We start from the raw sequence: 14,426 nt of genomic DNA on the forward strand, positions 1-14,426 counted from the left end.
GGCACACCCGGCAGGGCCCACGCTCATGATTGCGGCGCTGGGCGTCGTGTTCGGCGACATCGGCACATCGCCGCTCTACGCCTTCAAGGAAACGATGAACCCGGAGCACGGCATTCCGTTCTCGCCGGACTCGGTGCTGGGGCTGCTCTCGCTGATCTTCTGGGGGCTGATGTTTGTGGTGACGCTGAAGTACGTGGTGTTCGTGCTGCGCGCCGACCACGACGGCGAAGGCGGCATTCTGGCGTTGCAGGCGCTGGCCCGCAGTGCGGTGGCCGGCCCCAAGACCAAACCCTGGGTGTGGAACGTGATCGGCATGCTGGGCCTGGTGGGCGCGGCCATGTTCTATGGCGACAGCCTCATCACGCCGGCCATCTCGGTGCTGTCGGCGGTGGAGGGCCTGGAGGTGCAGGCGCCGGTGCTGCAGCGCGCGGTGCTGCCGATCACGGTGGTGATCTTGATTGCGCTGTTCGCGGTGCAGAAAAAGGGCACGGGCGTGGTCGGCAAGGTGTTCGGCCCGGTCATGCTGCTGTGGTTTCTGGTACTGGCGGCGGCCGGGCTGTGGCAAATCTTGCAGCAGCCGCAGGTGCTGGCGGCGCTGGACCCGCGCCATGCGGTGCGCTTTTTGTTCGAGCACCGGGCGCAGTCGCTGGCGGTGCTGGGCGCGGTGTTCCTGGCCTTCACGGGCGGCGAGGCGCTGTATGCCGACATGGGGCACTTTGGCGCGCGGCCGATTCGCCAAGCCTGGATATTCATCGCGCTGCCGGGGCTGGTGCTGAACTATTTTGGGCAGGGCGCGCTGGTGCTGGGCAACCCGGCGGCCATCGACAACCCGTTCTTCAGACTGTTTCCGTCGTGGGGCGTGCTGCCGATGGTGGTGCTGTCGGCCATGGCGACGGTGATTGCCTCGCAGGCGGTGATTTCGGGCGCGTTCTCGCTCACGGCGCATGCCATGCGCATGGGCTACCTGCCGCGCATGCGGGTGATCCAGACCTCGGGCACGGCCATCGGCCAGATCTATGTGCCCGCAGTGAACTGGCTGCTGATGGTGGGCGTGCTGCTGCTGGTGCTGGGCTTTCGCAGCTCGGGCGCGCTGTCGGCGGCGTATGGCATTGCGGTGTCGATCACCATGGTCACGACCACGCTGCTGGCCGGCATTGTGGCCTGGGGGCTGTGGCGCTGGAACCGGGTGGCGGTGGTGGTCGGCGTGGCCGCCTTCGCGGTGGTCGACCTGACCTTCGTGGTGGCGAACAGCCTGAAGATCGCCGAAGGCGGCTGGCTCACGCTGGCGGTGGCCGCGGGCGTGATGGTGCTCTTCACCACCTGGGCCAAGGGCCGCCGGCTGGGGCTGGAGGCGGCCGCGGCCGAGAGCCTGCCGCTGCGCCCCTTCATCGAGTCGCTGGCGCTGCACATGCCGCACCGGGTGAGCGGCACGGCGGTGTTTCTCAACCCCGACGCCACCGCGGTGCCGCACGCGCTGCTGCACAACCTCAAGCACAACCAGGTGCTGCATGAGCAGGTGATCGTGCTGCGCGTGCTGGCCTGCGACACGCCGCGTGTGGACGCGCGCATGCGCATCGAGGCCGAGCAGCTGATGGAGGGCATCTGGGTGGTCACCGCGCGCCACGGCTTCATGGAGCGGCCCGACGTGCCGGAGTTCATCCGCATCCTGGCGTACCAGAAGACGCTGGCCATCGACTCCATGAAGACCTCGTACTTCGTCTCGCGTGCCTCGGTGGGCGAGGAAAACCTGCCGGGTCTCAACCCGATACGGCGGGCGCTGTTCGGCTCGCTGCAGCGCAATGCGGGGCGAGCATCGGACTATTTCGAGCTGCCCGACAACCGGCTGGTGGAGATGGGCCAGCGGACCTGACGTCGGGCGTCTTTGCCGGGGTGTTCAGGCGGGCTGAAACCGCTCTAGTGACCGGCGGGTCATTGACAGTGTTTAACGTTTACCCTAGATTACTAACCAGTGGGTCAGTAATGATCCGGTTCGTTCTTTTCAGGGTGTCTCATGACCGCCTCCGCCGTCCTCCGTTCTCGTGCCCGCAGCGCCGCATGGCTGCTCCTTCCTGCTGCCGCCGGCCTTTTTCTGGCCGGCTGTTCGCCCAAACCCGTTGCTGAAGAGCCTGTGCGCGCCGTCAAGTTCGTGACCGTGGGCACGAGCGACTTCGACGCCCAGCCCGAGTTCTCGGCAGAGGTGCGCGCGCGTGTCGAGTCGCGCCTGGGCTTTCGCGTGGCGGGCAAGATCACGCGCCGCCAGGCCGAGCTTGGCCAGCGCGTGCAGGCGGGCCAAGTGCTGGCTCAGCTCGATCCGCAGGACTACAAGCTCGCCACCGAGGCCGCGCGTGCCCAGCAGGCCGCCGCGCTCACCAACCGCGACCTGGCCGCCGCCGACCTGAAGCGTTACGCCGAGCTGCGCCAGCAGAACTTCATCAGCGGTGCCGAGCTGGAGCGCCGCGAAACCACCTGGAAGGCCGCGCAGGCCCAGCTCGAACAGGCGCAGGCCCAACTGGCCTCGCAGGGCAACCAGGCCAACTACACGACGCTGGTGGCCGACGTGCCCGGCGTCATCACCGCCATCGAGGCCGAGCCCGGCCAGGTGGTGCAGGCCGGCACGCCGGTCGTGCGCATTGCGCAGGACGGCGCGCGCGACGTGGTATTCGCGGTGCCCGAAGACAGCGCCACGCGCATCAAGACCGGCACGCCCGTCACCGTGCGCGGCTGGTCGGGTGGCAACGAGCTGCAGGGCCAGGTGCGCGAAGTGGCTGCCAGTGCCGACGCGGTCACGCGCACCTTCTCGGTGAAGGTTGCCATCGACGCGGCCACCGCGCCGCCGCTGGGCGCCACGGTGTATGCGCGTCCGCAGGCGCTGGCCCACGCCAGCAGCGCGGTGATGAAGCTGCCGACCAGCGCCCTGCGCCAGGAGGGCAAGGGCTCGGCCGTATGGGTGCTCGACAAGGCGACCATGACGGTGCGCTCGCAGCCCGTGCAGGTGGCCACCGCCGACGGCAATGAAGCGGTGATCGCCTCGGGCATCGCGCCCGGCATGATGGTCGTGGCCGCGGGCGTGCATGTGCTGTCGCCGGGGCAGAAGGTCACCATCTACCAGTCGAAGGAGGCGGCCGCGGCCGCCGCCAATGCCGCAACCAACGCGGGCACGAATGCGTCGGCCCAGCCGGTCAGCGCTGTTGCCGCGACCAACAAGGAAGCTGCAGCGGGTGCCCCCGGCGCGTCGGGTGCCGCCAAATGAGCGGCGGCGCAGCAGACCCCGCCGACAAGCCTTCCGGCTTCAACCTCTCCAAATGGGCGCTGGAACACGCGCCCCTCACGCGCTACCTGATGGTGGTGCTGATGGTGCTGGGTGCGTTCGCATACTTTCAGCTCGGCCAGGACGAAGACCCGCCCTTCACCTTCCGTGCGATGGTGGTGCGCACCTACTGGCCTGGCGCCACCGCGCAGCAGGTGGCCGAGCAGGTCACCGACAAACTGGAGCGCACGCTGCAGGAGGCACCGTACGCCGACAAGATTCGCAGCTACTCCAAGCCGGGCGAGTCGCAGATCATCTTCAACATCAAGGACTCGTCCAAGTCCGCCGAGGTGGCCAACGTCTGGTACACGGTGCGCAAGAAGATCAGCGACATGCGCGCCACCTTGCCCGCCGGCGTGCAGGGCCCGTATTTCAATGACGACTTCGGCGATGTCTATGGCGTGATCTACGCGCTGGAAAGCGAAGGCTTCAGTTACGCCGAATTGAAGACGCTGGCCGACGACACGCGCCAGCAATTGCTGCGCGTGAAGGACGTGGCCAAGGTCGACCAGTTCGGCGTGCAGGACGAAAAGGTCTACATCGAAATTTCGCAGAAGCGTCTGGCGCAGCTGGGGCTCGACTTCAACGCGGTGCTGTCGCAGCTGGGCTCACAGAACGCGATCGAAAGCGCGGGCACCATCCAGTCGCCGCAGGACGTGGTGCAGGTGCGCGTGGCGGGCCAGTTCACCAGCGTCGACCAACTGCGCGAGATGCCCATTCGCGGCAGCTCGGGCAACCAGCTGAAGCTGGGCGACATCGCGGAAATTCGCCGCGGCTACGTCGACCCGCCGGCCGTGAAGGTGCACCACCAGGGCAAGGAAGTGATTGCACTGGGTGTGTCGATGGCCAAGGGCGGCGACATCATCGCGCTGGGCAAGGCGCTGAAGGCGGCCACGGCCACCATCGACCAGCGCCTGCCGGCCGGCGTGAAGCTGGCGCAGGTGCAGGACCAGCCGGTGTCGGTGGCCAGCTCGGTGAACGAATTCGTCGGCGTGCTGATCGAGGCCGTGGCCATCGTGCTGGCGGTGAGCATCATTGCGCTGGGCCTGCACAAGGGCGGGCGCTTCGGCTGGTACATCGACATGCGTCCGGGGCTGGTGGTGGCCATCACCATTCCGCTGGTGCTGGCCGTGACCTTTCTGGCCATGAACTACTTCGGCATCGGGCTGCACAAGATATCGCTGGGCTCGCTCATCATTGCGCTGGGCCTGCTGGTGGACGACGCAATCATTGCGGTCGAGATGATGGTGCGCAAGATGGAAGAGGGCTACGACAAGGCCCGCGCCGCCACCTATGCCTACGACGTGACGGCCAAGCCGATGCTCACGGGCACGCTCATCACGGCGGCGGGCTTTCTGCCGATTGGCCTGGCCAAGTCGGTGACGGGCGAGTACACCTTCGCGATCTTCGCGGTGACGGTGATTGCGCTGGTGCTGTCGTGGATCGTGTCGGTGTACTTCGTGCCTTACCTGGGCACGCTGCTGCTGAAGGTGAAGCCGCACGACCCTGATGCGGCGCCGCACGAGATGTTCGACTCTGCCTTCTACAACGGCTTTCGGCGTGCGGTGAACTGGTGCGTGGAGCACCGCTGGATGACCATCGGCGCCACCGTGCTGGTCTTTGCGCTGGGCATCGTGGGCATGGGCAAGGTGCAGCAGCAGTTCTTCCCCGATTCGAGCCGGCCCGAAATTCTGGTGGACATCTGGTTCCCCGAAGGCACCTCGTTCGCGGCCAATGAAGAAGTGGCCCAGCGCGTGGAAAAGCGCTTCATGGAAGAAGCCGGCGTGAACACGGTCAGTACCTGGATCGGCTCCGGCGTGCCGCGCTTCTACCTGCCGCTGGACCAGGTGTTCCCGCAGACCAACGTGTCGCAGCTCATCGTGCTGGCCAAGGACCTGAAGGTGCGCGAAACGCTGCGCCTGAAGCTGCCGCAGGTGCTGGCGCAGGAGTTTCCCGAGGTGCGCGGCCGTGTCAAGCTGCTGCCCAACGGGCCGCCCGTGGCGTACCCGGTGCAGTTCCGCGTGATCGGCACCGAGCCCGCGCAGCTGCGCGCCCACGCCGACGAGGTGAAGGCCGTGCTGCGCGAGAACGCCAACATGCGCGGCGTGAACGACAACTGGAACGAGTCGGTGAAGGTGATTCGCCTGGAGGTCGACCAGGCCAAGGCGCGCGCGCTGGGCGTGACCAGCCAGGCCATCGCGCAGGCGTCGAAAACGATGTTCAGCGGCACCACCGTGGGCCAGTACCGCGAGAACGACCAGCTGATCGACATCGTGCTGCGCCAGGCGCCCGACGAGCGCCAGGCCATCTCGGACATTGGCAACGCGTACATCCAGACGAGCTCGGGCCGTTCGATTCCGCTCGCGCAGATTGCCAAGCCGGTGTTCACTTGGGAGCCGGGCGTGATGTGGCGCGAGAACCGCGACTACGCCATCACCGTTCAGGGCGACGTCATCGAAGGCTTGCAGGGCGCGACCGTGACGGCGCAAGTGCTGCCCAGGCTGCGCGAGCTGGAAGCCGGCTGGCGCGCGGCCGGGCAGGGCGGCTACCGCATCGAGGTGGCGGGCGCTGTGGAGGAAAGCAGCAAGGGCTCGGCCTCGATCGTGGCGGGCGTGCCGATCATGCTGTTTTTGGTGTTCACGCTGCTGATGCTGCAACTGCACAGCTTCAGCCGCTCGCTGCTGGTGTTCATCACCGGCCCCATGGGCATTGCCGGCGTGGCCGCCGCACTGCTGCTGCTGAACCGGCCCTTCGGCTTCGTCGCGCTGCTGGGGGTGATTGCGCTGATGGGCATGATCCAGCGCAACGCGGTGATCCTGATCGACCAGATCGAGCTCGACCGCGCCGCGGGCGTGCCGGCGTGGGACGCGATCGTGGAGTCGGCGGTGCGCCGGCTGCGCCCCATCGTGCTGACGGCCGCGGCGGCGGTGCTGGCGATGATTCCGCTGTCGCGCAGCGTGTTCTGGGGGCCGATGGCGGTGGCCATCATGGGCGGGCTGATCGTGGCGACGGTGCTCACGCTGCTGGCCTTGCCGGCGATGTATGCGGCGGCGTTCCGCGTGAAGCGTGACCCTGCGGAGCCGAAGGCATCGCACGCGCCCGAATTGGCCCCGATTAGTGTTTAAAATCGCAGGCTGACCGATTTCAAGCGGATGGTCTTTGGCCCATGCAACCTCATGGCGCAAAGAGGCCGTCCGCTTTTGCATTCACCTGAAGATTGGCATTGCGCGGGTGGCGAAATTGGTAGACGCACCAGGTTTAGGTCCTGACGTTCGCAAGAACGTGCCGGTTCGAGTCCGGCCCCGCGCACCAGCCCTCTGCTACATAGCCTGTTCTATCGCGCAGTGAAAAAGCCCCCGTTTCGAAAGAGACGGGGGCTTTTTCTTTGGGCGCTCGTTCACCAGTCGTTGTTGCCGCTGTCGCTGCTGCTGCTCGCGTCGTCCCACGAGCTTGTGTCGGTGATGCCGAAGTCGTTGTCGACGATGCGCTCGGGTGCCTGATCGGCAGACGAAGAAGATGAAGAAGGCCAGAGGCCGCGGCCCATCTCGGTGTTGCCGCTGTCGGCGACGTGGGCGGTGTCGTTGCTGCGCTGCGTGGTGTCGGCGCGGTCGTTCATCCAGTGGCGCACGGCCTCCTGCGCAACGATGGCACCGACACCCACGGCCGCGCCCGTGGCCAGCGCCGAGCCGAGGCCCATGCCAGGAGCGGCTGCGGCAGGTGCAGGCGGCGCAGGCGGCGCAATTGGCGCAGTTGGCGACCAGTTGCCGGCCGGTGCGTAGCCTCCAAAGCCGCCGGGCGTGCCCGGTGCTGGGCCGTAGGACGGTGCCTGGGCCACGGGCGGCGCCACCCGGCGACGGAAGGCGAGATAGCCCACGGCGAGCAATGCAACGAGCGCGATCGGCAGCCACGGCGTCGAGCCACTCCTGCTTTCGGTTTGCAGCGGCGCCGGGGCGGGCGTGCTCACACGCGAGCCTTCGGTCCGGCTGGGGGCGGATGTGGCGGCGGGCTTGTCGAGCTTGCTGGTAAGTCGCTCGACCGCTTCGGGCTTGGCGAACGACATGTCGGGCGCGAGCGCCTTGGCCTGGGCCAGTGCACTGCGCGCGCCATCGAGCTTGCCTTGCGCGGCAAACAGTTCGGCCTGCACGAAATGGGCCTTGGCGCTGTTGGGGTGGTCCTTCAGCACCTTCGCGATCATGGTGTCGGCCTCGGCCATCCTGCCGCCGTTCGCGGCCTCGTAGATCTGCTGGATGGTGGGCTCTTTCGAGGCCGGCGCGTCGGTGGCGGCCTGCGCCAGAGACGGGATGCCGAATGCCACGACAAGGGTGAAGGCGAGGGCGGCGAACAGTCGCTGAAGCATGGTTTCTCCTGTGCGTTCCTTTGAAGAAGGAACGAATCGGTGACGACTCTACGGTCCGAATATTGGCCAAACCTGACCGCCCTTCGCACTGCGGCAAGGCCCCATGAAAAGCTGCTTTTCGGCCAGATTAGAATCGCGGGTTGCCCAGTTTTGCAGGCGGCACGTGCGTGCCTCCGCATAAATCCCGCTAGCGCGTGTAAGTCCTTGATCTGTATCGATAAAAAAAGATCAGGCCCCGCGCACCAGCCCCCTTACCAGGAAGACATCATGACCGTGACCGTTGAAACTCTCGAGAAGCTCGAACGCAAGATCACGCTGACCCTGCCGGTCGGCACCATCCAGTCCGAAGTCGATTCGCGCCTCAAGAAGCTCGCGCGCACCGTCAAGATGGACGGCTTTCGTCCCGGCAAGGTGCCGATGAATGTCGTGGCCCAGCGCTACGGCTACTCGGTGCACTACGAAGTCATGAACGACAAGGTCGGCGAAGCCTTCTCGCAAGCCGCCAACGAAGCCAAGCTGCGCGTGGCCGGTCAGCCCCGCATCACCGAAAAGGAAGAGTCGCCTGAAGGCGAACTGGCCTTCGATGCGGTCTTCGAAGTGTTCCCCGAAGTCAAGATCAACGACCTGTCGAGCGCCGAAGTCGAAAAGCTGTCGGCCGAAGTGGGCGACGACGCCATCGACAAGACCCTGGACATCCTGCGCAAGCAACGCCGCACCTTCGCCCAGCGCGCCCAAGACGCGGTTGCGCAAGACGACGACCGCGTCACGGTCGACTTCGAAGGCAAGATCGACGGCGAACCCTTCCAGGGCGGCAAGGCCGAAGACTTCCAGTTCATCGTGGGCGAAGGCCAGATGCTCAAGGAATTCGAAGACGCCGTGCGCGGCATGAAGTCCGGCGACAGCCGCACCTTCCCGCTGTCGTTCCCGGCCGATTACCACGGCAAGGACGTGGCCGGCAAGCAAGCCGACTTCCTGGTCACCGTGAAGAAGATCGAAGCTTCGCACCTGCCTGAAGTCAACGAACAGCTCGCCAAGTCGCTCGGCATTGCCGAAGCCACCGTGGAAGGCCTGCGCGCCGACATCAAGCGCAACCTCGAGCGCGAAGTGAAGTTCCGCCTGCTGGCCCGCAACAAGAACGCCGTGATGGACGCGCTGGTGGCCAACGCCGAGCTCGACCTGCCCAACGCCAGCGTGCAGTCGGAAGTCAGCCGCATGGTCGAAGGCGCCCGCGCCGAGCTGAAGCAACGCGGCATCAAGGACGCCGACAAGGCACCGATCCCCGACGAAGTGTTCCGCCCGCAAGCCGAGCGCCGCGTGCGCCTGGGCCTGGTGGTGGCCGAGCTGGTGCGTGCCAACGAACTGCAGGCCAAGCCCGAGCAGATCAAGGCCCACATCGACGAGCTGGCCGCCAGCTACGAAAAGCCGGCCGACGTGGTGCGCTGGTACTTCAGCGACAACAACCGCCTGGCAGAAGTCGAAGCCGTGGTCATCGAAAACAACGTGACCGAATTCGTGCTGGCCAAGGCCAAGGTCAACGAGAAGTCGGTGTCGTTCGACGAACTGATGGCGCAACAGCAGAGCTGACCTTCGCCGTTGCCCCCGCAACGCCAAATGGGGCTTGTGCTTTGCGGCACGAGCCCCATTTCACTCAGGCGTACAGTGCAATCAGCAGCGAACGACCCCATCTTTCGGAAAGAAAATTCATGATCGCAAACGAAATTCAAGGCCTCGGCATGGTTCCGATGGTCATCGAGCAATCGGGCCGTGGCGAGCGGTCTTATGACATCTACTCGCGCCTGCTCAAGGAGCGCATCATTTTCCTGGTGGGCGAGGTCAACGACCAGACGGCCAACCTCGTGGTGGCACAGCTGCTGTTCCTCGAGAGCGAGAACCCGGAGAAGGACATTTCCTTCTACATCAACTCGCCCGGCGGCAGCGTGAGCGCCGGCATGGCGATCTACGACACCATGCAGTTCATCAAGCCCGACGTGTCGACCATGTGCCTGGGCTTCGCGGCCAGCATGGGCGCCTTCCTGCTGGCGGCCGGCGAGAAGGGCAAGCGGTTCTCGCTGCCCAACTCCAAGATCATGATTCACCAGGTGCTTGGCGGCGCACGCGGCCAGGCCACGGACATCGAGATCCATGCCCGCGACATCCTGCGCACCAAGGACCAGATGAACCGCATCCTGGCCGAGCGCACCGGCCAGCCGCTGGAAAAGGTCAAGTCGGACACCGAGCGCGACTACTTCCTGACGGCCGACGAGGCCAAGGATTACGGTTTGGTCGACCAGGTTGTCGCCAAGCGCGGTTGACGCTTGCGGGCGCCCCACGGCGCCCAATGCTGCCCAAGGGCGCCAAACGGCAAAAAACGGCGTTTTCCACACGGGAAACGCCGTTTTTCTTTCGTTATCATTGTCCACACCCTGTCACGAGGCAAAAGTCCATGGCCGAAAAAAAAGGCTCTTCCAGCGAAAAAACGCTTTATTGCTCGTTCTGCGGCAAGAGCCAGCATGAGGTCAAGAAGCTGATCGCGGGCCCTTCGGTCTTCATCTGCGACGAGTGCATCGATCTCTGCAACGAGATCATCCGCGACGAACTCCCCGCGGGCGAAGAAGCGCGCGAGGCGCGCAGCGACCTGCCCACGCCGCTGGAGATCAAGACCAACCTCGACAACTACGTTATCGGCCAGGAGCCGGCCAAACGCATGCTGTCGGTGGCGGTCTACAACCACTACAAGCGCCTGCGCCACAAGGAAAAGGCCAAGGGCGAGGATGTGGAGCTCAACAAGAGCAACATCCTGCTGATCGGCCCCACGGGCTCGGGCAAGACGCTGCTGGCGCAAACGCTGGCGCGCATGCTCGACGTGCCGTTCGTGATGGCCGATGCCACCACGCTGACCGAAGCCGGCTATGTGGGGGAAGACGTCGAGAACATCATTCAGAAGCTGCTGCAGAGCTGCAACTACGAGGTCGAGCGTGCCCAGCGCGGCATCGTCTACATCGACGAAATCGACAAGATCTCGCGCAAGTCCGACAACCCCTCGATCACACGCGACGTGTCGGGCGAGGGCGTGCAGCAGGCCCTGCTGAAGCTCATCGAAGGCACCATGGCCAGCGTGCCGCCCCAGGGCGGGCGCAAGCACCCGAACCAGGACTTTCTGCAGATCGACACGACCAACATCCTGTTCATCTGCGGTGGCGCGTTCTCCGGCCTGGAGAAGGTCATTGAAAACCGCACCGAAGCCTCGGGCATCGGCTTTGGCGCCAAGGTCAAGAGCAAGGCGCAGCGCAGCATCACCGAGGTGTTCCGCGAAGTCGAACCGGAAGACCTGATCAAGTTCGGCCTGATCCCCGAACTCGTGGGCCGCATGCCCGTGGTTGCATCGCTCGCCGAACTCAGCGAAGACGCGCTGGTGCAGATCCTGACCGAGCCTAAGAACGCCGTGGTCAAGCAATTCACCAAGCTGCTGCAGATGGAGGGCGTGGACCTGGAGATTCGCCCGGCGGCGCTCAAGGCCATCGCGCGCAAGGCGCTGGCCCGCAAGACCGGCGCACGCGGCCTGCGGTCCATCCTTGAACAGTCGCTGATCGACACCATGTTCGAATTGCCGAATGCGACCAATGTCGACAAGGTGGTGGTCGAGGAATCGACCATCGACGAAAACAAGCCCCCGCTGCTCGTGTACCGCGAAGCAGCGAAAAAGGCCTAAAGCCAAAGACGCGAAGGATCTGCATGTCTGGCCACACCCCCTTGCCCCCCGAAGCACTCGACCTGCCGCTGCTGCCGCTGCGCGACGTCGTGGTGTTTCCCCACATGGTGATCCCGCTGTTCGTGGGTCGCCCCAAGAGCATCAAGGCGCTCGAACTGGCCATGGAAGCGGAGCGCCGCATCATGCTGGTCGCCCAGAAGGCCGCCGCCAAGGACGAGCCCTCGGTCGAGGACATGTTCGAAGTCGGCTGCGTCTCGACCATCCTGCAGATGCTCAAGCTGCCCGACGGCACCGTGAAGGTGCTGGTCGAAGGCCAGCAGCGCGCGCGCGTCAACCGCATCGATGACGGCGAGACCCATTTCTCGGCCAACGTGACGCCCGTGGCGGCATCCGAAGGCGGCGAAAAGGGCACCGAGGTCGAAGCGCTGCGCCGTGCGGTGATGCAGCAGTTCGACCAGTACGTCAAGCTGAACAAGAAGATCCCGCCCGAGATCCTCACCTCGATCTCCAGCATCGACGACCCGGGCCGCCTGGCCGACACCATTGCCGCGCACCTGCCGCTCAAGCTCGACAACAAGCAGGCCGTGCTCGACCTGGACGACGTCAAGGCGCGCCTGGAAAACCTGTTCGGCCAGCTCGAGCGCGAAGTCGACATCCTGAACGTCGACAAGAAGATCCGCGGGCGCGTGAAGCGCCAGATGGAGAAGAACCAGCGCGACTTCTATCTCAACGAGCAGGTCAAGGCCATCCAGAAGGAGCTTGGCGAAGGCGAAGAGGGCGCGGACATCGAGGAGATCGAGAAGAAGATCAAGCTCGCCAAGATGTCCAAGGAAGGCCTGAAGAAGGCCGAAGGCGAGCTCAAGAAGCTCAAGCTCATGTCGCCCATGTCGGCTGAAGCCACCGTGGTGCGCAACTACATCGACGTGCTCATCGCGCTGCCGTGGAGCAAGAAGACCAAGATCAAGCACGACCTGGCCAATGCCGAAGCCGTGCTCAATGCCGACCACTACGGCCTGGAGAAGGTCAAGGACCGCATCCTGGAATATCTCGCGGTGCAGCAACGCGTCGACAAGGTGAAGGCGCCCATTCTTTGCCTTGTGGGGCCACCGGGCGTCGGCAAGACCTCGCTGGGGCAATCGATCGCCAAGGCGACCGGTCGCAAGTACACCCGCATGGCGCTGGGCGGCATGCGCGACGAAGCCGAAATTCGCGGGCACCGCCGCACCTACATCGGCGCGCTGCCGGGCAAGGTGCTGCAGGGGCTGAGCAAGATCGGCACGCGCAACCCGCTGTTCCTGCTGGACGAAATCGACAAGCTCGGCACGGACTTCCGTGGCGACCCGTCGAGCGCGCTGCTCGAAGTGCTCGACCCGGAACAGAACCACACCTTCGGCGACCACTATGTGGAAGTCGACTTCGACCTGAGCGACGTGATGTTCGTCGCCACCTCGAACTCGATGAACATTCCGCCGGCGCTGCTGGACCGCATGGAAGTCATTCGCCTGTCGGGTTACACCGAGGACGAGAAGACCAACATCGCCATCAAGTACCTGCTGCCCAAGCAGCTGACGAACAACGGCGTGAAGGAAAACGAGCTCCTCGTCACCGAAGAAGCCGTGCGCGACATCGTGCGCTACTACACGCGTGAAGCGGGTGTGCGTTCGCTCGAGCGCGAGCTGTCCAAAATCTGCCGCAAGGTGGTGAAGGGCCTGCTGCTGAAGCAACTGACGCCGAAGGTGACGGTCGACGGCAGCAACCTCAACGACTTTCTGGGTGTGCGCAAGTACAGCTTCGGCCTGGCCGAAAAGCAGAACCAGGTCGGTCAGGTGGTCGGTCTCGCGTGGACGGAAGTCGGCGGCGACCTGCTCACGATCGAAGCGGTCACCATGCCCGGCAAGGGCGTGATCAGCCGCACCGGTTCGCTGGGCGACGTGATGAAGGAATCGGTCGAGGCCGCGCGCACCGTGGTGCGCAGCCGCGCACGGCGCCTGGGCATCAAGGACGAGATGTTCGAGAAACGCGACATTCACATCCACGTGCCCGACGGCGCCACGCCCAAGGACGGCCCGAGCGCGGGTGCGGCAATGACGACGGCCTTTGTGTCGGCGCTCACGGGCATCCCCGTGCGCAGCGACGTCGCAATGACCGGTGAGATCACGCTGCGCGGCGAAGTGACGGCCATCGGCGGGCTGAAGGAAAAGCTGCTGGCCGCGCTGCGCGGCGGCATCAAGACCGTGCTCATTCCGGAAGAGAACGCCAAGGACCTGCAGGACATTCCCGAGAACGTGAAGAACGGCCTTGAGATCGTGCCTGTGAAGTGGATCGACAAGGTGCTCGAGATTGCACTCGAGAAGATGCCGGTGCCGCTGTCCGACGAAGAAGTGGCTGCCTCCGCTGCTGCCGTGGCCGAGCTGGCCAAGCAGCGCGCGGGTGCGCCGGCTTCCGAAGGCTCGGTGAAGCACTGATCGACCGAGAAACCGGTCGAGAAAGTTGAGGAGCCTCGAAATGTTGGTATATAATTCGAGGCTCGAAACGCGGGAATAGCTCAGTTGGTAGAGCGCAACCTTGCCAAGGTTGAGGTCGAGAGTTCGAGTCTCTTTTCCCGCTCCAGTTTTGAAAAAGGGAAGCATCAGCTTCCCTTTTTTTCGCTAGTTCGATTTCGTATTTCTGCGTGGCGCGATAGCAAAGCGGTTATGCAACGGATTGCAAATCCGTGTAGCCCGGTTCGACTCCGGGTCGCGCCTCCACCTTCTCGTTCAACTTCGATTCGAACTTCGACTTCCAAGCCCCGCCAACCGACGTTGCCGGGGCTTGTTTTGTTTGGGTTATCGTCGATGTTCAACCTGACGCCCGGATGGTGAAATTGGTAGACACATCGGACTTAAAATCCGCCGCTTCCTTGATCGGGGCATACGGGTTCGACCCCCGTTCCGGGTACCACCATATATATCGGCTTTTGAGCCGGACTGCGTCTCCCAGACGCAAACCCCAGCAAATAGAGGGGTCCGCGCGGATATGATTCGGCGAACTCGGGCACTGAAACGCAAAGTGCT

At 64.6% G+C, this 14,426-nt stretch carries 8 protein-coding genes and 4 tRNA genes; 11 read left to right on the top strand and 1 reads right to left on the bottom strand.

Annotation, left to right across the window (positions count from 1 at the left end):
- Nucleotides 1–25 precede the first annotated feature (25 nt).
- The 4 genes from VLK31_RS06890 to VLK31_RS06905 all read left to right on the top strand — a co-directional run bounded on the left by VLK31_RS06890 (nt 26) and on the right by VLK31_RS06905 (nt 6,619).
- Nucleotides 26–1,870 carry a potassium transporter Kup gene (locus VLK31_RS06890; protein ID WP_409168037.1) on the top strand — a complete coding sequence of 615 codons (1,845 nt, stop codon included), beginning with the start codon at nt 26–28 and terminating at the stop codon, nt 1,868–1,870.
- 141 nt (nt 1,871–2,011) lie between these two features.
- Nucleotides 2,012–3,250, top strand: coding sequence for an efflux RND transporter periplasmic adaptor subunit (locus VLK31_RS06895; protein WP_409167640.1), 1,239 nt, complete (start codon nt 2,012–2,014; stop codon nt 3,248–3,250).
- Complete coding sequence (locus VLK31_RS06900; protein WP_409167641.1) at nt 3,247–6,432, top strand: efflux RND transporter permease subunit; 3,186 nt, start codon at nt 3,247–3,249, stop codon at nt 6,430–6,432. The genes VLK31_RS06895 and VLK31_RS06900 overlap by 4 nt, the downstream gene beginning before the upstream one ends.
- 100 nt (nt 6,433–6,532) lie before the next feature.
- Nucleotides 6,533–6,619, top strand: a tRNA-Leu gene (locus tag VLK31_RS06905).
- 85 nt (nt 6,620–6,704) lie between these two features.
- Here the strand turns inward: VLK31_RS06905 and VLK31_RS06910 are convergent.
- On the bottom strand, nt 6,705–7,664 hold the full coding sequence (locus VLK31_RS06910; RefSeq protein WP_409167642.1) for a hypothetical protein: 960 nt from the start codon (nt 7,662–7,664) through the stop codon (nt 6,705–6,707).
- Between the two features lie 267 nt (nt 7,665–7,931).
- Here VLK31_RS06910 and tig point away from each other — a divergent pair, with 267 nt between their 5' ends.
- The 7 genes from tig to VLK31_RS06945 all read left to right on the top strand — a co-directional run bounded on the left by tig (nt 7,932) and on the right by VLK31_RS06945 (nt 14,313).
- Nucleotides 7,932–9,248 (top strand): trigger factor, encoded by a 1,317-nt coding sequence (gene tig / locus VLK31_RS06915; RefSeq protein WP_409167643.1) that lies wholly within the window; start codon nt 7,932–7,934, stop codon nt 9,246–9,248.
- A 119-nt stretch (nt 9,249–9,367) separates the two neighbouring features.
- A complete protein-coding gene (gene clpP, locus VLK31_RS06920; RefSeq protein WP_409167644.1) occupies nt 9,368–9,976 on the top strand; it encodes an ATP-dependent Clp endopeptidase proteolytic subunit ClpP in 609 nt (202 codons plus the stop codon).
- A gap of 131 nt (nt 9,977–10,107) precedes the next feature.
- Nucleotides 10,108–11,373 carry an ATP-dependent Clp protease ATP-binding subunit ClpX gene (gene clpX / locus VLK31_RS06925; protein WP_409167645.1) on the top strand — a complete coding sequence of 422 codons (1,266 nt, stop codon included), beginning with the start codon at nt 10,108–10,110 and terminating at the stop codon, nt 11,371–11,373.
- A 23-nt stretch (nt 11,374–11,396) separates the two neighbouring features.
- Nucleotides 11,397–13,838 carry an endopeptidase La gene (lon, locus tag VLK31_RS06930; RefSeq protein ID WP_409167646.1) on the top strand — a complete coding sequence of 814 codons (2,442 nt, stop codon included), beginning with the start codon at nt 11,397–11,399 and terminating at the stop codon, nt 13,836–13,838.
- Between the two features lie 69 nt (nt 13,839–13,907).
- A tRNA-Gly gene (locus VLK31_RS06935) sits at nt 13,908–13,983 on the top strand.
- Between the two features lie 63 nt (nt 13,984–14,046).
- Nucleotides 14,047–14,120 (top strand) — tRNA-Cys (locus tag VLK31_RS06940).
- A gap of 101 nt (nt 14,121–14,221) precedes the next feature.
- A tRNA-Leu gene (locus tag VLK31_RS06945) sits at nt 14,222–14,313 on the top strand.
- Nucleotides 14,314–14,426 lie beyond the last annotated feature (113 nt).

Source organism: Variovorax sp. H27-G14, from assembly GCF_046156345.1.
GTDB lineage: Bacteria > Pseudomonadota > Gammaproteobacteria > Burkholderiales > Burkholderiaceae_C > Variovorax.